The organism is Echinicola sp. 20G (assembly GCF_015533855.1).
GTDB lineage: Bacteria > Bacteroidota > Bacteroidia > Cytophagales > Cyclobacteriaceae > Echinicola.
The window spans coordinates 2,493,017-2,513,716 of record NZ_AP024154.1 but is presented as its reverse complement, the minus strand read 5'-3'; the positions used below and the strand labels follow the sequence as shown (position 1 = coordinate 2,513,716).

Genomic DNA, 20,700 nt, shown 5'->3' with positions numbered 1-20,700 from the left:
AATATTTGACTTGAGGGTGGAGATTGTTGCAGCAATCAACGCCCTCTTTTTTTAACTGATAATTAGTTCTTTACCATTACGTTCTATTTTTATTTTGTTAGTGATTTCAATTATTCTGAGTATAGGATCCAATTCCTCATATCGGTTGATCCATCCTTCAAACCTAACTTCCCGCAGCTCTTGACTACTGTATTTGGTTTCAAAGTCATACCACCTTGCCAAATCTGTCATAATGTCTTCAAGACGAGCATTATTGAAGTAATATTTCCCATTAATCCAAGCCGTAGCACTCACAGCATCAATTTCACTTACTGCTATTTCTTTGGATCTTTTGTTCAAAACTGCTTTCTCATCAGGACTGAGCAGGGTCTCTTGAGAAGTACCATTGAGCAATTTCACTTTTCCCTCTACCAAAACAGTTTCAGTAACTGATTCGTCGGTATAAGCTTTTACATTGAATGAAGTCCCCAAAACCTGAACTCTCATCCCTTCCACTTCTACATAAAAAGGGCGGTCTTTATCGGGAGTAACTTCAAAATACCCTTCCCCTTCTAACTTTACTGACCTGGTTTCGCCAGTAAAAGCTACAGGAAAGACCAATTTGGACTGGGCATTTAAGAAAACCTTGGTTCCATCTGAAAGTCGGAGCTTATATTCATTCCCTACCCTAGTCTCAATAGTATTATAAATTTCTAAATGATCGCTCTGGTCTTCTCCTTCATAAATCAATTCATCCTGGGCTAATCTCACTTTTTCTCCTGTTCCACCTATAATCTCCATTCCAACAGCCTCTTCTAAAACCACCTGACTTCCATCACTAAGCGTCAGTAGGGCTCTACTTTCTCCAGGTAACAATGGGGCATTTTCATTAACATTTTGAAACTGTCCATATAAAACCACTCCTATTGCTAAAGGAAACAGTATCACTGCTGCCCATTTTAAGCTCATCCATACGCTTGCATTTCCTTTGGGTTTGATTCGGGCTTCCACATTTCTCCATGCTTTTTCTTTATCAAGACCAGTTTTTGAGCGTCTGTTGATTTCTTCCCTACTTCTGGTATCTAAAGTGGATATCACCTCATCATTCATGGCAGATTCCTCCCTCCACGCGTGAAGCATTTCCAATTCACCCTGATCCAGTGAATCTTCTCCTTTCAGTTTTTTCTTGACCAGTAGTCTTGAAATATCAAATAGATAATTGATCGGTTTCATCTTTTAATTTGGATTTTGCAGCTCAGTCTTTTAGACCTTCTGTCCTATATAAAACCAAATACATAAAAAGTGGGTGAATGTATTTTTAAAAAAATTTTACCAAACTGTTAATTTTATTAAGAAAAAGATCAATTCATCCCATAAAACACATCAAAACACTAAAAAAACAGCATAAAACTAAATTTTGATTTAATAAAAATATAATCATAATAAGGAATAAAAGACACATAAAGAAGTAATAAACAGAATTTTATTCCAATTAAACCTGTTTAAATCTCCATTAATGCCATGGCCAATAAACCCATAATCTCCCTGAGGTTTTTGTAAGCATTTTTTTTCAATGTTTTCACCGTATTGATGGAAACATTCAGTTCATCTGCAATCTCTTGGTTCTTTAAACCATCCAAATGAAGCTCAATAATCTTTCTCGATTGATCTGGAAGTTCCTTTATTCCCTTTTCCAATAAGCGGTAAGTTTCTTCCTCTACAACATGAGCATCGTAAAACATTTCAGTAAACAGTTCTACCCCATTTATTAAATTATTTTTCTTTGCATCATTTTTCAAAAAATTTAGGCATTTGTTTTTTGTGACTGTATACAAGAAACTTTTTAGAGATGGGTAGGATTGAATGTCTTTTCTGTAATCCCATACTGTAATAAAGACCTCTTGTACTATGTCCTCCGCATTATCAAAATCCTGAAGATATTTATTAGCAAAAAGGCATAAGCTATCATAGAACTCATTAAAGAAAGTCCTATAAGCTTCTACATTTCCTTTCCTAAGCTTTTCTATTAACCCACTATCTCTATAGGCTGATCTCAATTAACCGATTGAAGTTCAAGGATATTACAAGTGATTACAGCCTTGAAAATTAAGACAAAAAAGAGATAAATAAAACCGAACGTATTTCAAACCAAGTTTGAAATCTGATTTTTTTCGAAAAAAACTAATTGATTACTTAATTATTAAAACAAAAAATATTGCATTATCAATACAATACTTCATTATTTTGACTTTATAAATAATTTTATAATTAACAAAAAACAACAAGATATTAGGCTTAACGGACTAAAGTTGTATTTTCTCACGTAAAAAAAGTTAATAATCATTACTATCACTAAAAGCATTTAATAATGCAAATAAGCGTGATCCATTAAACCACGCTTATTTAGTTGTATAAACCGCATTTATTTTCTTTGATATTTCATTTTAATATTCACCCTAACTCTTTAAATAACAAGTCAGGCTTACGCATCATAACTCACATCTCTGTAAAAGGTTATCTGATATTTGCCAAAAATCATGGCTTTTCAGATCAGTTGGTAAACCAACTATTCAATATGTATACTACACGGCGTCAAAATGGGGTAACAAAATTTAAAATAATTTTAAAATTATACTCTATATGAATTCTGTTCCCTCATAAAGAATAGACACCTTCAAGCATGCTGCCTTGTATCCTTTTATTTCTTTAACAATTCGATAAGCTGCTCTTTAAGCGCTGGCTGTGATGGTCTCATGGCATCCGTGGTGACGATATTCCCTTCTTTGTCAAAAATCATAAATCTTGGAATCCCTTTTATTTCATAATTCTTCACCAAGCCAGACTGCCAAGCTTTGTCAGCCATGAGCTGCACCCCTTTTAGGTCTTTTTCTTTCACAAAATCCTTCCACTTTTGCTTATCCTTCAAAGCATCGATGGATACGCTCAAAAACACTATATCTTCTCCATGAAGCTCCTCTTCCAATTTTTTCAAATGAGGAATTTGCTGAATGCATGGCCCGCACCAAGTAGCCCAAATATCCAAGTAAACAATTTTTCCTTTAAAGGAATCAAACGCCACTGCATTACCTTCCACATCCTCATACTCAAATTTAAAACCTGGCTGACCCTCTTCGGTAAAATATTTCTTTTCCAACTCAACGATCAAAGCTTTGCTTTCCGGAGAAATCATATAAGGTTTGGCCAAAGCCATTGCTTTTTGGTATTCTCCTCCTTTGAATCTCCTGGTAGAAAAATAATCTCTTAAATAGACATCCAACAAAGCAGGATCATCAAAGGTTGGAATTACTTCAGCTAGTGGTTTAGGCCCTACTGGTTTTGGATCAGCCAAAAACAAATGATAAGTCATGAAATAATTATCCATATAGGATTTTCCATTCCACAATTTTAAGAGGTTAGCATCCGTGAATTTCACCTCTTTCTCCCATTGCTGATAAAAGATGGGATAATCCTCCGGTCCTGCATGGATAGACTTTGGAAATCTAAAAAAGGCAAATGCCTGTTCTTCTAAATCTGTTTGGACAGACAACTTCATCAATTCATCAAATTGCTCATCTCCTGTGTCTATTCCTTCTTTAAACTCATGAGCATCTTCAATTAGCTCGTTTTCTAACAATGGAAAAAAATCCTCATAGGTCTTTCTTGAACCAATTCTATTAACATCTAGCATCTTTTCGACCGTTCTATTCCATTCTGTCACTACTTCATTATGGCCTAAGTCCTCTCCTCGTAACTCATAGCTGTCTTCCTCAATGGTTACCTTTAACTCCACTCCGCTTTCCAAATAAAACCGAAGCATATGCCCGAATCGTTTTGGTGCTATTTCAATATGATAAAAAGCAGCCTCTGATACTGGATACATAAATGCAAACTCACCATTTTCATTGACCGTGCTAGTTGCTACAGTCACCAACTCACCATCTATCGCTTGTTGGAGTTTCAGCTCTTTAAATGGAGATTCAAAAGCTACTCTTCCACTGATGATAGCATAGCCATCTATCCCAGTGGCCATCAAATCCGAGTGAATAAGTACCATTACTACCAACAGTACTTTGAAAATTGTTTTCATGATTAAATTATTTTATGATTATAATGTAATTCTATATTTCTAATTCTAACTGCATCGCTTGCTCCCCAGCAAGAACCCTGACTGTAATACTGCTTTGTTCTATGTTCAAGAGTTCGTTAAGTCCATTTTCTAAAAGATCGTCGGATGTAAAATCACCAATCATCATGATTTTTCCACCAGGTCTTAATCCTTCCCTACTGGCAGCAGAACCTTGAATCACCTGCTTGATCTCCAATTCCTCTTGATCATTAAAATGTAAGACCATTCCTGCTATGACGAATTCCGTAGGTTTTGAAAAAGACTCATTCGGCTCCAAATAGATTTTCTTATGTAAGCGATCAATCGTCACATGAAACTTCTTGATCAGTTCTATTCCGAAAGAACCCGAGCTGGTAATCCAATCCTTGTTTTGAGGATCATACTGCTGTAATGATACTAGGACATTCTCAATTTTTTGATCACCAATACGTGCGTAATCCATGTAACCAATTTGGATAGGAGTCGCCATTCCCATACTATAGTTGGTGGAATGAAACGCTGCCTCAAACCCCTCTGTTAATTTTTCTTGCCCGACATAAGGACCAAAAAATATCATGCTATATCCAGCGCCCGTATCAAAGACCATTTCTGCTGTAAGTTCTTCTTTCTTATTAGATAAATAATATTTGATGGGTATCTCCGGAACACCGGAACCGAAATCAACATTAAATACTGCTGCCTCTGGGCTGGGCTCAAAAGAATTAAAATCATACAATTCAATCTCTCCCTTGTCAAAATCAAACTTGGTGGTAAACTTTCGCAAGACCCCACCGCCAATTAGACCATCTACTTTATCCTCCATACCTTGAAATATCACCAAGTTCTGATTAGATAAAGACAGTTTTTCGGTAAGATGAACAGTATTCCCACTTGAAAACTTCACCTTGGTACTTCCTCCCACCACGGCGGTCTTATGGTCTCTGATATTTTTTACTCCCACCATTTCTGCCACCTTGGGGCTCAAAGCCATTCCATCTGCCCCCGTATCGAAAATCAATTTCAAGGTTTCCTGACAATCATTCATTTTGGCCTTAATAATGATCTTGTTGTTTTCCATTTCAAAAGGTATGGTGGCCACGAGGCCATGATCAGAATATCGATCCAAATCATAAAAACCATCAAAAAGATCGACATAAGAAAGCTGTGCATCTTTGTTAAAAGCCAGATTGGTGGTGATTTCTTCTCCTTTCTCAAGTTGAATATTTACCTTGGTCAGCACCAGCTTCCTATGATTCTTTTTGCCTTGATAAGTAATGGCTTCTATCGCTGAATAACGCTTTACAATCCCATCCAATAAGTACTGCATTTCTTGACCATCATAAACTCCAATCATAAAATCTGGAGCTAACAGTTTCTTTACAGCCTCTACGTCTCGCGATATCATGGCCTTTTCAAAAGCTCCTACCGCTTCCTCAAGATGCTTTTTAGTTTGCGCAAAAGAGGAGAATACACTAAGGCCCACAAGAAGAACCGTCAAGCCCCATTTTATCCTTTTGTTAATAATTATCATTGCAGTAATGGGATTGCTTTTACAAGTTGCTTGGGTTGGTAACCTTCCGTGTTTCCACTTGAGATTACTTCAGCCAATAATTCTACATCCTTTGTTGTCAGATCAGTATTGTTTTCTTCTATTTGGATCTTCTCCAATTCTGATTTAGCCCCACCTTCTTCATCCATAAGGGCCAATATCAATGCATAATTATATAGTTGATCAGCATCAGGTTGAGCTGACATTACTTTCTCTTCATACCAATCTTTGAGTAATTTGAGGGTTTCTTCATCCTTTGGAAGGTGCTGCAATACCCCACTGATGACGTTAAAAACCTGATCTGCATTATCAATATTCAATTTCCGGTATTCCTGAAGGTACCAAAGGTGCTGAGGGTCTTCTTTATAATACCTGTCCAACAAAAATGGGGTAAATCGATTTGCATCCTTTTCATTTAAAAAATCCTTAATTATCCCAATAGTCCCTTGAGCTCGTTTAATTTGCTTGGCAGCACCAAACTGTTTGATTTGCGATTGGGCTATTTCGTACATCCTTTTGCTCACCAAGCCATAGCCAAACTTGTCCACCAATGCTTCGCCATGTGTCCAATAATATTGATCATACTCCCCTCCTCTTGCAAAGGTGCTCAACACCATAAAAGGAACCTCCTGGCTCCAGTCAGTTTGGGAATCCATATATTGCTTGATCTCTTCCCTATTCAATTTGCGGTTTTGGCTGATAAAAAACTCCGAATAAAAAGTAGGATAATCCAGCTCGAGACTAGGGCTAAATGCCGTAAAGTCTTCTTTTGCTGCCCTGTCAATCATTTCTTTTAATGTATCCGCCAACCCTTTTACATTTAAGTAACCTGTTGCCGTTTCAATCACCTTCCCTTCATGATTCAGGAAAATAAAAGATGGAAAGCCTTTAGCAGCAAACTTTCTACTCAACAAAGCCCCATCCTCCTCTTTGAAGACGTCTGACTTAAAACTGATAAAATCAGCTTCCAAGATTTTACTTACTTCAGGGTGAGGAAAGACCTCTTTCGCCATCTTATCACAGGGCATGCAACCTTCAAAGTAAAGATCCACGAATATGAGTTTATTTTGCTCTTCGGCTTCCTTAAGTACTTCCTTCCAACTTCCATGGAAAAATGGATCCTGAGCATATCCTGAGGATAGGAACAGAAAAAGGGCCATTAACGCTAAACTAATTTTTTTCATAATAATTGGGTTTTCTATTCTTAAAAGGGTCTACGCTTCCTGGGAAGGCTCATAAAGCCTATTATTTCACCCTAAAAGCAAAGTTGTTTTTTTAGTTAATTCATTAAGTGTATAAAAGCTCCTCCCCAAGACATCATCGATGAAGAAAATGCCAAACCAAAAAATTGGGGAGGATACTTTTGTGTTAGGATATTACCTTTCCCTATATGAAACACTCACAATTTTACCGAAGCCTTCCAACTCACTATCCAAGGTAATCTGACCGTTTACCGGAGGCACGTTATAAAACTCCAGCTTTCCTGAACTTTCAGCAGGCAATGAGGAATCATTTGTGGCCACCATCAGCTGTCTTTCATAATCTTCAGTATGTGTTCTTGGAAATGCCAAATTATAAAATTCAAGATGGGTTATTTCTTTATCACCATAGTCCAGCATCTCATGGGCTACTTTAGTGGATAAATCATATTCATACACTTTTGGACCGATGTTAAAGAAAAGGTATCCAAAATCCGGATGAACGGTAAAGTTATCTGCTTGGTCAAAACCAGGAACACTTACTGGCTCAAAATATACTTGCTTAATGTTATTCCTAGTTTGGGTAATTCTAGCAATATGGAATTGGCTATTATCGCTAAGGACTGCAAACGCTTCTCCTCCGTTGTATTCGGAATACCCCATATACTTCAAATCCATCCCAATATTATAATCGAACAAAGTTCCTTCAGGCATTAAATGGGACTCTTCGCTATTGACACCGGTGTGTCTTAAAAAGCGCTTGTTATCCTCATCAAATAAAATAGACTGATCAACTATAAACAATGGATTCACACTGATATATGGTGAAGGTGTATATGGGGCTGCTTCGCCGCTGACCATATTAATAGGAACCCCGTAGCTTATCCCATAAGTTCTGTAATAATAATACACATTGCCACCGCTAACCAATAAGGAGGAGTTAGAACCTCTATCATAAATACGGTCAGCCTTCCAATCTTCTGCAAAAGAACCCGTTGCTTCATAAGTCAATCTTAAATCTTCTGACCATCCAAAAGTATCCGGGTCAATTTTGGTAGTTCCTGTTGCTCCACTGCTGACGTAAATTCCATATTGTCTCGGGTCAAAACTATAGCAGAAAACCAATCCAGGATCACCTTCCAAATTAAGTGGAGAGCCTGTATATGATAAAACATCCGGAATCACCTTGTAATCTTCCTCAATCCGACTGGCCATGTCCAACCTTGGTTGACCATTTATGTCGCTCATTACCATCCAACCTTCATAAACTGAGCTGACCACTTCTATGTCAAATTTGGTGGCAAACTTCACCCCAGTAGTTAAATCCTTAACCCTGTAATAACCTTGATACACTCCAGGCGCTACTGAAAGAGGAATATCCAAAATTCTTTGGTCACTAAGAAATTTTTCTTTATCGCCTGGCAGAGCTCCCGGTAAGTGAAGGAACCACTCATATTCGTAATTATCCGGGTTATCGGATTCGTCTTTGGTAAAAATAAGATTTGGTTCTATCTTAAACTGCTCTCCTTGGTATGCTACATAACTACTATCTATACCCTCAAAATCTATTTCATTGATTTCTGTGTAATCATAGCTACCCAAGTCCTCCATACACGCTGGTAGCGCAACTGGTAGTAGCCCTAGGAATATATATATTAATATCTTTTTCATAATTATTTTAGTTAAAAGTAAGGCCCCATTTCCATCTCTGATCCATCCAATTCATAGATTGTATTTCCAGCTGCTCTTTCGATATCCAAATACCGCTTCATTGCTTTACCGTAATACATCATTTTTGAAACGGACACACCACTCTTGGTAAAAATTAAAGGGTCTATACCTAACACTTCCGCCATCAATAAAATTTTCTTTTCAGAGAAAGGGCCTAAGAAAGGCGCAAACCAGTAGGCAGGTTCTGTAATGGTTCCTGTCAGGTAAACTTCAAAGTTGATATAACTTAGTTCTTCCACACCAAATTGGTTGATCAAACTCTTCATATCCGTATTGAAATGATCATTAGGAAGTAAATTAAAATCCAACATAACGGTATCCTCTGCAATATCAGGAGTCTTATAAAGCCTAACCAAAATTTCAGATGACACTTCTCCAGCAGGGATCGTTAATTCACTTTCGAATTTAAAGTTGGTTCCTTCCACTGCAGTGGATCTATCAGACAGTTCCAAGGAAAATGCTCTGTCGTAATCAGTTGTTTTACCTATAATTTTTACAGGAATACTAATTAGGGAATCCGTAAACCCACTTGGAACCAGACCAACAGAATAAAACAAACTATCAAAAGGTGAGGTGGCAAGGTGCCCTTCTTTGGAATAGGTAAAATAAATACTGTCTTTATTGCTTTCGTAAGTGGTCAACTCATCCTCCACACAGCTCCAGCAAGCCACAATGGCCAATAATAGATATATATTTTGAATTATCTTTTTCATTCTTGTCAGGTTTCTAGTTTCTAAACTCTAATTCCGATAGTGGCAAAGGAACCACATAGGTGCTCTCGTCCATCGTCTTGTTGGCCGTATTCGATGAGCCGTTTGGGATGCGGTCTATATTGTGGCGCTTATAGTAAAAGAACAACTGGCCTTCTCCGAAGAACTCCTTTCTGTACTCCTTCAGGATCTCGTCCTGGATATCCACACCTTCGTTCAGGTCCTGCAAGCCCCTGTTGTACCTTACCGTATTCAAGTAACCCAGTGCTTTCCCCGGATCAGTGTCCGCCAAGGACTCCGCTGCTATATAATACATCTCTGACATCCTGATCAATCCCAATACATATTTAAAGCTTGCTGTTGAGTTATTGATCTGACCCGGCTCATTGTACTTGTTGAATGTCTTGAAGGAATGGTTGCTGCCCAATACCCATGAAGAATTGAAGCGGTAATCATTTTCATTGGTCTCAAAGGTCTGGTCAAGTCTCCTTGGCCTAGCATACAAAATTTTATTCTCCTGTAAACTACTGTTGAACAAGCTGTTGAACCTGCCATAAAGGTTCATGTTATAGGTCCCGAAAAGAATCTCAGAAGAGAACACCATATCAGGGGCATCAGGAGTGGACAATACAGCCAAAGGATCTGTCCATGGGAACCACTGGCTTGCATTTTCGATCACCCATTCAGCTGATTCAAGGGCTGCCTGATCATTACCGGCATACTGATATGCCCTTGCCTGGAGTGCCTTCACCGCATAAAGGTTCATCCTGAAGTTCCTATACCTGAAAAAGTTGATTTCCCCATCCGGTGATTCCGAAAGCATCGTCCCGTTTTCAACGATTGGATCTCCGGAAAGGTAATCCCCCGCCATCTCAAGGTCAGCCAACACTTTGTCCATAAACAAACTTCCGGCAATCAACGGGACAGCTTCCTTTTCCACTGCATCGTAATAGGGCAACTGGTACGCATCCATGCTTTCCCCCGGTACACCTCCAAAGATCCGCAGCATGTCAAAGTGAAGGAATGCCCTTAGGGCATAGCTTTCTCCCTTGACCAGATTTTCTTCATCTTGGGGCAATACACCCGGATACTTCTCCAGGCCATCCAGAAGCGCATTGATATTCAAGATGTTCACATAGGCCCTGGTCCAGATGCTTTCAAACTTGGTCATCACGGGTTGCTCATCGTACAAATAGTTTTGGTACGAATACAAGGGTTGGTCACTATTCGGTTGGTTGTACCGCTGCGCCAAGGCCTCTATAGCACCCAAAGTAAGGTCCTCTCCATAAGCACGATTATTGTTCAGCTCCAGGTAGATGCCGTTCAAAGCATTTTGTACTCCGATTTGAGTTGAAAATACCTGGCTCTCCAAAAATTTGTCCATGGGCTGTACATCCAGATAATCATCACATGAACTGGTCATCCACACTGCACAAACCCCTACTATATATTTTATGATTGTTTTTTTCATTTTCAGTCCGATTTAGAAAGTAGCGTTTACAGATAGGGATACAGTTCTGGCAAAAGGATATTGGATTCCTCGCTCCACCTGGACCGTTGACAGTCTAAAAATGTCATTCATCAAGGCATTGACCCTTAACCTTTGCAAGCCTAAACTTTTCAAAAAGTGACTATTGGCATTCCACTGGTAGCCTACAGAAATGGACTCTCCACTTAAGCTGTTTTCTTCCTGTACAAACCTAGAGGACATTGGTGTGCTTCCAGTCAATCCTATTCCTTTAAACTGGCTGATATCTCCAGGTTGCTTCCATCTTTCTGTCAAAGCTCTTTTATCTTGATTAAGCGTTACTGCTTCCGCATTGATATTTTCCACTTTATTGAACAAAGCGTCATTAAATACTTCTGCTCCTATTCTGTATCTCAAATACACATTCATCAACCAACCTTTGTAGGAGAAATTGGTACTCAAGACTCCTTCTGAAAAAGGTCTTGAATTTCCGATTCTGACGATGTCGTTTGGATCATAAACAAAGGTTCTTTCACCATTTTTCTTTAAGAAAATTTCTTCTCCAGTTGCTGGGTCAATCCCCAATGACTGGACAGCCCATATATCAGTAGGGCTATAACCATCCTTAAACCTGGTCAAACTATTACTTTCCTGCTCCTCCTCATTGAGTTTGTTTAACTTTTCATCAAACCCATCATATTGGTCCACGATAAAGTTACCCATCCAACCCACAGTCCAGACTATTCCTTGTTGAGGCTTAAAAATGGGGGAGTATTTGATATTGGTCTCAATTCCTTTGGTCTCCAACAAGCCAACATTCATAGGAACTCCTACCACACCAGTGGAGGCAGGCTGATCCACTACTACAATTAATGGGTCTGTGATTTTTTGGTAAGCATTTACAAAACCAGACAACCGGTTTTTAAAGAAACCGAAGTCAATACCTACACTATAGTTTTTAGTACGCTGCCATTCCAAATCAGGATTACCTACTGTAGAAAGTGAAATACCTTGCCCAAAAACATTCAGGGTTTGGAAATAATTATATACCGATACAGAAGTGATGTTTCCGAAGCTTTGGTTACCGGTAACCCCAATATTTCCTCTTAACCTTAAATTGCTCACTACTGCGTTTCCTTTTAGACTTGGTTCATTGTGAAGGTTCCAGCCTGCACCTACCGCCCAGAATGGAGAATAGGGATTGTTTCTACCAAATGCTGTGGAGCCATCGATGCGGTAGGTAGCATCGAATAAAAACCGCTGGTCATATGCGTAGTTGATACTCGCCAAACCATTTACACGACGGTAATCTTTATATGCTGCTGATGGATTGCTGTTTTCCTGATAAGAAAAGGCAAATGCTGGATTACCTACTGCCCCCACAGGAAAGCCTGTTGCCACAAAAGATTTTCTTTCATTGTGCTCACTTTGAATTTCTCCTCTTAGGTTAGCTGTGAGGCTATGTACTCCTATAACCTTGGCATATACCGCCATTATATTTCCACGATATAAAAATGTAGATATCTGGCTATTGTCATATTGGCCTCTTTTTAACACTCCAATATTGTCAAACTGAGTATTCATCGGGCTAATAAATGCTTCTTTCTCGTTCTTTGTCCCCACAATTTGCGTCATGGCCTGTATACGGAAAGAGGGACTTATATTATATCTAAGTTGAAGGTTGTTTTGCACATTAAGGTTACGGGTTTCATCATATTGATTCTCCAGAAGTGCATTGTATAGAGGGTTGGGAACCCCAGTATTTGGATAAACAACTAAGCCACTTACCAGGCCTCTTTCTAAGTATTTGTCTACACCGCCATCTTCATTGTATTTCCTGAAATAAGGATTGGCGTTTACAAAATTGGAAAACTGACCATAGGGAGACTCTGTGGCAGTAAAACCATTGACAAATAACTTATTGCTGATATTGATCTTTCCTTTACGATAATTGATATCTACTGAACCTTGCCAGGTTTCACGGCCTGAACCTTTCATCACGCCTTGTACATTTCGGTAGTTAGCAGATACACCAAAGCGCAATTCATCCGTACCACCATCTGCATATAGGGTATGTGAATTGGTAAAGCCCACTTGAGTCGGTTCAGATAACCAATAGGTATCCACTCCTCTTCTTACTTCTGCAAGCCTCTGATTGTACAGTTCATCAAGAGGCAATTGAAATTCAGGATCTATTGAATAGTGATCATATCTTCCCGACAATCTCTCAAATTCCAATTTCTCTTCTGCGTTCATCATGTTGTAAACACTTAAGTCTGGAGCGTTTACACGGAAATCCCCTGAGTAAGAAAGCATGATTTTACCTACTTCAGGTTTCTTGGTCTCTACCACAATTACGCCATTCGCAGCAACAGAACCATAGAGTGCAGTTGAAGCAGCATCTTTCAAAATCGTAATGGACTTGATTCTGTTGATATCCAAATCGACAATGGTCTGTAAAGTAGTTTCAAATCCGTCCAGGATAAAAAGTGGCTGATTAGGATCAGAACCGAACTCATCCCGTAACTCGGAAGTAGAAATACTGGTCTTTCCCCGTACCTCAATATTGGGTAAAATATTGGGATCAGAGCCAAACTGGTTATTTTCGAAAATCACTACAGATGGATCCAAGGTCTTTAAAGCCTCTACTGCATTACCATTTGTGATTTGCTTCAAGTCAGCACCCGTAAAAGAGGTAGCAGCACCTGTAAAGCTTTCCTTATCCCGTTCTACTACTCCGGTAACAATGAATTCTTCCATCCCTGTTACACTGACCTTTAGTCTAACATTGATCTTTTTTTGATTGCCAACAGGAATTTCCTTTACCTCATATCCCAATAACCTAAAAATCAATACGGCATCCGAATCAGGAACCAGTACCCTATACCTTCCATCTTCATCAGTCAAATTAGCCTGACTGGCTCCTTTCAACTGCACAATTACTCCAGGCAGAGGTTCTCCTTCTTCATCGGTAACTACACCCGTGATCTCTTCCATATCACGTTTGATTACTGAAAGCCTGTTTGAGTTTGAAAGTGAAGTGGGATTTTTTGTTAGGTTAGCTTTATGCTTTAGTACAATTGTTTCATCTATTATCTCAAAAGTTAGTGGTGTTTTTCTAAGTTGTTGGTTAAGTAAGTCTTCTACCGAAATTGCTGCTTCCTTTACGGTCAGATCCTTTATGGTGCGGACATCGTTCAGGTTGTAAAAGAACTTATAGCTTGTTTGTTTCTCGATTTCCCTGATCAGCTTTTTCAATTCCACTTTCTCATAATTCAAATCTTTGAGGGTCTGAGAAATGGAAGCCGCTGACAAGTTAACACACAGGGCGAGTGTCAGGATTGCTGTGAGTTTCATGACTTTTGGCCATAAATATCCCCTTAAGAGATATCTCTTTAAATTTTTCTTCATAAATTGTTAGTGGTTTGTTGAACTGTTGTTTGACATTTCAGGGTGGGGATTGTTGCCGCAATCAACACCCTTTCTTTTTTACTTTACGATCAAGGTTCTTCCATTCTTTTCTATTTTAATACTATTTGTATGTTCTATTATCTTTAATACAGGATCCAATTCCTCATACTTGTTGATATACCCTTCAAAACGTTGCTCTTTCAACTCTGGGCGATCGTACTCTATTTCAAACTCATACCATCTGGAAAGATCATTCAAAATATCCTCTAAGGTGGCATCTTCAAAGAAGTAGTAGCCTTCTACCCATGAGGTAGCTCGCCTGGCATCTACCTCTGAAACATCAAATGATCCTTCTGATTTATCCAAGACTACCTTATGGTCTGGAGTTAGTAATGCTTGTTCTACTCCCCTTTCATCCACAATTTTTACTTTTCCTTCCACCAAAACCGTCTCAGCAAACCCCTCGTCCTCATATGACCTTACACTAAAAGAGGTTCCCAAAACCTGCACTTTCATCCCATCCACCATCACGTAGAAAGGACGAGAGGCATCATGGCTTACTTTAAAATAGGCTAATCCAGAAAGCTCAACCACTCGTTCATTTTGGTCAAAACCTATTGGAAAGGTCACTTTACTTAGTGGGTTCAGGTAAACCTCCGTTCCATCCGAAAGCTTGAGACCGAACTCTTTCCCTATCGTAGTTTCTATCGTGTTATAAATCTTTTCTTTACGACCACTTTTTTCACCCTCTATGTAAACCAGTTTATCCGATTCTTTCGATAGCACACCTCCTTCAAGTGAGGTAATATCTTTAAGCTCTTCCAAGTTCACCCTTTCTCCATTGCTCAATGTCAACAATGCTCCACTGTTTCCCGGACTTATTGATTCTTCAGTATGAGGTTTAAGCAATGAAAACAAGACAAGTCCTATGGACAAAGGAATAAATAAAGCCGCAGCCCATTTTACCCAGTGGTATTTGCGGGGCTTCATGGCCGTCCCTCCTTTGGCATAAGCATTCAGTCTCTGCCATGCGCTGTCCTGGTTCAATGCCAATGGCTCTCTTTCTAAAAGCTCTTCTGCTGATTTCTTCTGAAGCTTGGCATAAAGTGCCTTGTTCTTTTCAGATTGGTTAAGCCAATCCTCCAAAAACAACAGCTCCTTTTCACTGGGTTTATTGTTATTATCTAACTTCTGATTGAGGATAATTCGAGCTACCTCGAAAAGTTCGTTCATAGTTTGGTTTTATTTTGTATATAAAACAAGTAACCAAAAAAAACGGGTGACCAAATTGTTAAAAAAGTTTTAAAAAAATGTGATTCTTTGATTTACCAGTATCAAATTCGACCTTATTATATTTAAAGAAGTGGTAAACCTATGAATACTTTTACCAATACCAACATGCCCATTTCAGACCGGATAGCTGTGTAGGCTTTCTTTTTTAATGTTTTCACCGTGTTCAAAGAAATCCCAAGCTGATCTGCTATCTCTTGGTTCTTCATTCCCTTTAGGTTGAGCCGTACAATTCTTTGAGACTGTTTCGGAAGTTTTTCTATGGCCTTGTATAAGGCCCTGTACATTTCTTCCTCTATTATATTTTCCTCGAAAAACTGCTGAGAAAACAAATAATCACCTTCAAGTATCCTCTTCCTATTAGCGCTAACACTTATCAAATTGATGCATTTGTTTTTGGTCACTGTATATAGAAAACTTTTGACTGTTGACAATGACTCAAATTCATTTCTTTTGTCCCACAACACCATAAATACCTCTTGAACCACATCTTCCGAATCATCCTTATCCCCTAGGTATTTATGGGCAAAGTGGCAGAGTCCACTGTAATACCTATCAAAAATATCTCTGTATGCAGATACATTTCCTCTCTTGAGCTTTTGAATTATTTCAATATCGTCAAAATTAACCTGCAAAGATCCCTCTTAATTACTTTATTAAAGTCTGTGACAATTGTGAAAAATAAATGAAAAAAAGGAATTTAATAAGTCGATTAATTAAAAAAAATGCATTCCCAACAATTAATACCTAAAAAAATAAAAATTATACAATTCCCTAAGCTACTTTTATTTATAATCAGGTTTTAAAAAGAGCATTTGACCTAAATACCAGCCCCCACCGTTTCTTATTTACGCTGTATGCCAAGAGTCAAATCAGGTTTTAATCTGCTGACACGAATCCTAATCGTAACTCTCTACAGTATTAAGCTTCACAGATACTGTGGATATTCTTTAGTTTTATAGAGGGTGTATATTTTTTAAACATTGTAGTATCTCCATTAAGAAGAAAAAGGTTATCTTAAGATAATGTATCTCAGGTATACCAGGTCAACATCTAACTAGAGCTTGATATACTTTTTGTTTACCTGTACTAGTTATTGCACATTAAAACCGAAAATATGAAAACCCAACAACCCATTCGATTTCAACTTTTTATTCTTGCCAGTCTTTTGATCATGACGGCTTGTCAACAAACCCGAAAAGAAACATCAAGTTCAAATGGGACTACAAAACTTCCTTATGATGACCCGGAGTTTCAGGGTAAGATAGGTAGAACCTATCGGGATTCTGAAATGGATTGGCCAGATTTACCAAGTCCCAAAGCAGATGCACCCAATGTAATTGTAATCTTGTTGGATGATGTTGGGTTTGGGATGACCAGTACTTTTGGAGGCTCTATCCCTACGCCTAATCTGGATTCTTTGGCTAGTGAGGGCCTGCGTTACAATCGTTTTCATACCACAGCCGTATGTGGTCCCACACGTGCGGCTTTACTTACTGGTAGAAATCACCATCAATCGGGTAATGGCTTTTTAGCTGAATGGGCTACTGGTTATCCCGGCTATAACACATTAATTCCCCGTAGCACCGCCACCATTGGCAAAGTGATGAAATACAATGGAGTAAATACGGCTTGGTTTGGTAAAAATCACAATACACCTGACTGGGAAACCAGTGCTGCCGGGCCTTTTGACCGCTGGCCTACATCTATGGGATTCGATTATTTCTACGGTTTTAATGCGGGAGAAACTCATCAGTATTATCCAGTGATTTTTGAAAACACCGTACCGGTAGAACCGGATAAGACACCTGAAGAAGGGTATCATTTCCAAACAGATATGACAGATCGAGCTATTGAATGGATGAAACTCCAAAAATCGATGTCGCCCGACAAACCAGTGTTTATGTATTATGCACCTGGCGCCATGCATGCCCCTCACCATGTGACCAAAGAGTGGCGGGACAAGTTTAAGGGTAAGTTTGATCATGGCTGGGACAAGGAGCGTGAGATCACCTTTGCCCGTCAGAAAGAAATGGGAATCGTTCCTGCCGATGCCAAGCTTTCTCCTCGAAATGAAGATATCCCTGAATGGGACTCTTTAAGCGATGAACAAAAGGAATTCTACACCTTGTTATACGAGAATTATGCTGGATATTTCGCATTCACTGATCATGAAGTTGGCCGTTTGTTAAAAGCAATAAGCGAATTACCTGATGCCGAAAACACCTTAGTGATGTACATAGTAGGTGATAATGGAGCAAGCGCTGAAGGAGGTTTGGATGGCACGATTAACGAGATAAAAGCGCTCAACGGCATATCAAGTACGATTGAAGAAAACCTGAAAAAGGCAGATGAAGTTGGCGGCCCAACTACAGAGCCCCACTTCCCAATTGGTTGGGCTTTTGCAGGAAACACCCCATTCCCTTGGGTAAAACAAGTGGCTTCTCATTTTGGTGGCTCCAGAAACCCAATGGTGGTCACCTGGCCAAAAGTGATTAAAGACAAAGGGGGCATCCGCTCTCAGTTTTTGCATGTAATAGATGTGGTGCCTACCATTTTGGAAGCTACAGGTTTGGAGTTTCCAGAGTATGTTGATGGAGTAAAACAAAAGCCAGTTGTTGGTAAATCTTTCTACTCCACTTTTACAAATGGCAATGCTGAAGAGATTCGTACCACTCAGTATTTCGAAGTGCTGAGCAACCGTGCCATTTACCACGAAGGTTGGGTGGCAGCCCACCAGCATACCAAGCCCTGGCGACAAGATATAGCACCAGGTTATGAGAATGAAGTCTGGCAACTGTACAATATTGATGAAGACTTTTCCGAAGCTGTTGATTTGGCCAATGAGTATCCTGAAAAGCTCAAAGAACTAAAAGTGCTATTTGATAAAGAAGCTGAAAAATATGGCGTATACCCGCTGGATGATCGTGGTGCAGGAAGATTAACTGTTCCTAAACCTTCCCCATTGGGGGACAGAACAAATTTCACCTTTTACGAAGGTGCTATAAGAATCCCGGAAACGGCTTCCCCAAATACCAAGAATAAATCATGGATATTGGAAGCCTTGCTTGAAACAGATGCCCAACATAAGGAAGGTGTGATCAACGCCATTGGAGGGCTTGGTGGTGGCTATTCCCTATACATACAAGATGGCTATCCTACCTTCCTCTACAACTTTTTTGAAGAGGTAACTAAGATTAAATCCAGCAAAAAACTACCCGATGGTATGGCTTCCGTAAAACTGGATTTTGTCTACGATGGCGGAAAACCAGGTAGTGGAGGTGTATTTACACTTTTCATTAACAATGAAAAAGTGGCCGAAGGCCGTGTGGATAAAACAGTAGCCGGCCGGTATGGAATTGAAACCTTCGGAATAGGCATAGACTCTGGATCTCCAGTGACCAAAGACTATTCAGCCAATGAGTTCTTAGGACGAATTGCCGAAGTAAATATTCAACTAAAGCCTAACAAATAAATTGCTATAATACCTAGGTATTCGTCTTGCCGGAACAATCCAACATGAATACAATGTTGGATGAATCAGCATTTTTGATGATATGATTTTGGAAAAATAAATTTATAAGATATAACAGAAGCAATCTACGATCAGCGGCTTTGTTGTAATTTACCCCAGTAGCGTGAGGTTTTATGATTTATACATTAAGCTTAACCACAACTTTAACAAAGCCCAAGGGTAGATATAAAAGGCTATCTCAAATGAATCCTATCCATCATCTCCCCATTTCTTTATGGGATCACACTGGCGGGAACTTTTGAGATAGCCTCCAAATTTCAATCAGGTTTTTGCTTTCTGGTATTCAGCTCCTTCCTGTTTCTCACTGAAAGAAGGTTCAATGACTATTACAACAGGTGAGTTTGAAGACTTCTGATTTTCAAAATGGATCAAGTATTCATCTCTGTGGATCTCTTCCACTTCTAAATTGGTTTTCGGATTTTCCAATGGAGATACTTTACCCAAGCTAACTTTAGAAGGAATTTTCACTTTCAAAGCACCATTTAAAGGCATATTAAACACCACCATGTAAATCTTTCCGGTTTCTCTGTTTTTGGTATAATATCCCCAGTCCTGCTTTTTCCAATCAAGGTAACCACAACCATATATGGCTTCATGGTTTACGTTCATCCAATCTCCTATTTCAGCTGCCAATTGAGTTTCTTCTTGCCGAATCGAACCTTGGCCATCAGGGCCAAAGTTCATCACAAAGTTTCCATTCAATGAAACTGACTTTACCAACATCTCAATCAGTTCAAAACTGGTTTTTACATGCCCTCTCCAATCAGAATGGTATCCCCATTGGTTTTCCGGCACGGTCATCACACAGTCCCAATCATTTCCTTTGGTGTCTTCAAAGGTTTCTGGCAATTTTCGTTCCCAACCTTGTTCGTAATCCCCCATCAGGTCGCCATTGCTATCAAAATGTCGATTACCATAATCATCCGGTCGAAAACGGCTACCAATAATCAGTCCTGGTATTTTTTCTCTCATTTCTGTTTCCAGCTTATCTGCAAAAGCGGCCTGCTCCTTCCATGCTGCATCCCAAGTACCATCAAACCATAAGCCTTTTGTGGTGGGGTACAGGCCCAAAAGTTCCAAAAGTTGGTTTCTAGTGAACTCCTTGAAACTCTCATAAGCTTCCCTGTCTTCCTCTGTCTCCAGTTTACTCCTGTACCCAGGGTGATTCCAGTCCATTACCGAAAAATAGAGGTACACATCAATCCCCTCTGCATCATAGGCCTCTACCAACGGACCAATAATGTCTTTGCCATAGGGTGAATTGGTCACGTCATACTCGGTGTATTCACTTGGCCACAAGCAAAATCCATCATGGTGCTTTGTGGTGATGATCATGTATTTTGCTCCCATGGATTTGGCTTGTTTTGCCCAAGCTTTTGGGTCAAAATTTTGGGGATCAAATTCCTTGTACAACTTATCATATGCCTCATTGGGCATATCTTTCCAAGAACGAATCCACTCTGCTGCTCCTCCATAATATTTCCCTTCCCAATGTCCACCGGGTATGGCGTATAAGCCCCAGTGTATAAATTGCCCTAGGCCATAATTTCTCCAGCTTTCCATCATCAGGTCTGTTCGATTGCCCAGTTGGTGTGATCCATGCTCCAAGGCTATTGAGGTTCTAGGTGTATTGTCCGGTGCTTTTTGGGCTATTACTGAACCTAGTCCTGCACCAGTCAATGCTACAGCCAATATGGCACCACGTAAAATGCTTTTCATGTGT

General features: G+C 39.4%; 13 protein-coding genes. 1 reads left to right on the top strand and 12 read right to left on the bottom strand.

The window, feature by feature from the left end; all coding sequences use genetic code 11:
* Positions 1-51: 51 nt before the first annotated feature.
* The 11 genes from JL001_RS10575 to JL001_RS10525 all read right to left on the bottom strand — a co-directional run bounded on the left by JL001_RS10575 (position 52) and on the right by JL001_RS10525 (position 16,077).
* On the bottom strand, positions 52-1,212 hold the full coding sequence (locus JL001_RS10575) for a FecR family protein (RefSeq protein WP_200976052.1): 1,161 nt from the start codon (positions 1,210-1,212) through the stop codon (positions 52-54).
* A gap of 269 nt (positions 1,213-1,481) precedes the next feature.
* Entirely contained in the window at positions 1,482-2,036 is a 555-nt protein-coding gene (locus JL001_RS10570) for an RNA polymerase sigma factor (protein WP_200976051.1), read from the bottom strand.
* A 641-nt stretch (positions 2,037-2,677) separates the two neighbouring features.
* Entirely contained in the window at positions 2,678-4,066 is a 1,389-nt protein-coding gene (locus JL001_RS10565) for a TlpA disulfide reductase family protein (RefSeq protein WP_200976050.1), read from the bottom strand.
* Between the two features lie 31 nt (positions 4,067-4,097).
* Positions 4,098-5,615, bottom strand: a complete 1,518-nt coding sequence (locus tag JL001_RS10560) for a retropepsin-like aspartic protease (protein ID WP_200976049.1) — start codon at positions 5,613-5,615, stop codon at positions 4,098-4,100.
* Positions 5,612-6,817: a thioredoxin fold domain-containing protein gene (locus tag JL001_RS10555; RefSeq protein WP_200976048.1), complete on the bottom strand. Its 1,206-nt coding sequence runs from the start codon at positions 6,815-6,817 to the stop codon at positions 5,612-5,614. The genes JL001_RS10560 and JL001_RS10555 overlap by 4 nt, the downstream gene beginning before the upstream one ends.
* Positions 6,818-7,009: 192 nt before the next feature.
* Positions 7,010-8,503, bottom strand: coding sequence for a PKD-like family lipoprotein (locus JL001_RS10550; RefSeq protein ID WP_200976047.1), 1,494 nt, complete (start codon positions 8,501-8,503; stop codon positions 7,010-7,012).
* An 11-nt stretch (positions 8,504-8,514) separates the two neighbouring features.
* Complete coding sequence (locus JL001_RS10545) at positions 8,515-9,276, bottom strand: DUF4843 domain-containing protein (protein ID WP_200976046.1); 762 nt, start codon at positions 9,274-9,276, stop codon at positions 8,515-8,517.
* Between the two features lie 13 nt (positions 9,277-9,289).
* Complete coding sequence (locus JL001_RS10540; protein ID WP_200976045.1) at positions 9,290-10,744, bottom strand: RagB/SusD family nutrient uptake outer membrane protein; 1,455 nt, start codon at positions 10,742-10,744, stop codon at positions 9,290-9,292.
* Positions 10,745-10,756: 12 nt separating this feature from the next.
* The gene (locus JL001_RS10535; RefSeq protein WP_200976044.1) at positions 10,757-14,098 is read right to left on the bottom strand and encodes a SusC/RagA family TonB-linked outer membrane protein; all 3,342 of its coding nucleotides are present in this window, start codon (positions 14,096-14,098) and stop codon (positions 10,757-10,759) included.
* A 132-nt stretch (positions 14,099-14,230) separates the two neighbouring features.
* Positions 14,231-15,385, bottom strand: coding sequence for a FecR family protein (locus JL001_RS10530; RefSeq protein WP_200976043.1), 1,155 nt, complete (start codon positions 15,383-15,385; stop codon positions 14,231-14,233).
* Positions 15,386-15,507: 122 nt separating this feature from the next.
* Positions 15,508-16,077 carry an RNA polymerase sigma-70 factor gene (locus tag JL001_RS10525; RefSeq protein ID WP_200976042.1) on the bottom strand — a complete coding sequence of 190 codons (570 nt, stop codon included), beginning with the start codon at positions 16,075-16,077 and terminating at the stop codon, positions 15,508-15,510.
* A gap of 482 nt (positions 16,078-16,559) precedes the next feature.
* Between JL001_RS10525 and JL001_RS10520 the strand changes: the two genes are divergently transcribed.
* On the top strand, positions 16,560-18,917 hold the full coding sequence (locus tag JL001_RS10520) for an arylsulfatase (RefSeq protein ID WP_236252774.1): 2,358 nt from the start codon (positions 16,560-16,562) through the stop codon (positions 18,915-18,917).
* Between the two features lie 321 nt (positions 18,918-19,238).
* Here JL001_RS10520 and JL001_RS10515 read toward each other — a convergent pair whose 3' ends face one another.
* The gene (locus JL001_RS10515) at positions 19,239-20,696 is read right to left on the bottom strand and encodes an alpha-L-fucosidase (RefSeq protein WP_200976041.1); all 1,458 of its coding nucleotides are present in this window, start codon (positions 20,694-20,696) and stop codon (positions 19,239-19,241) included.
* Positions 20,697-20,700 lie beyond the last annotated feature (4 nt).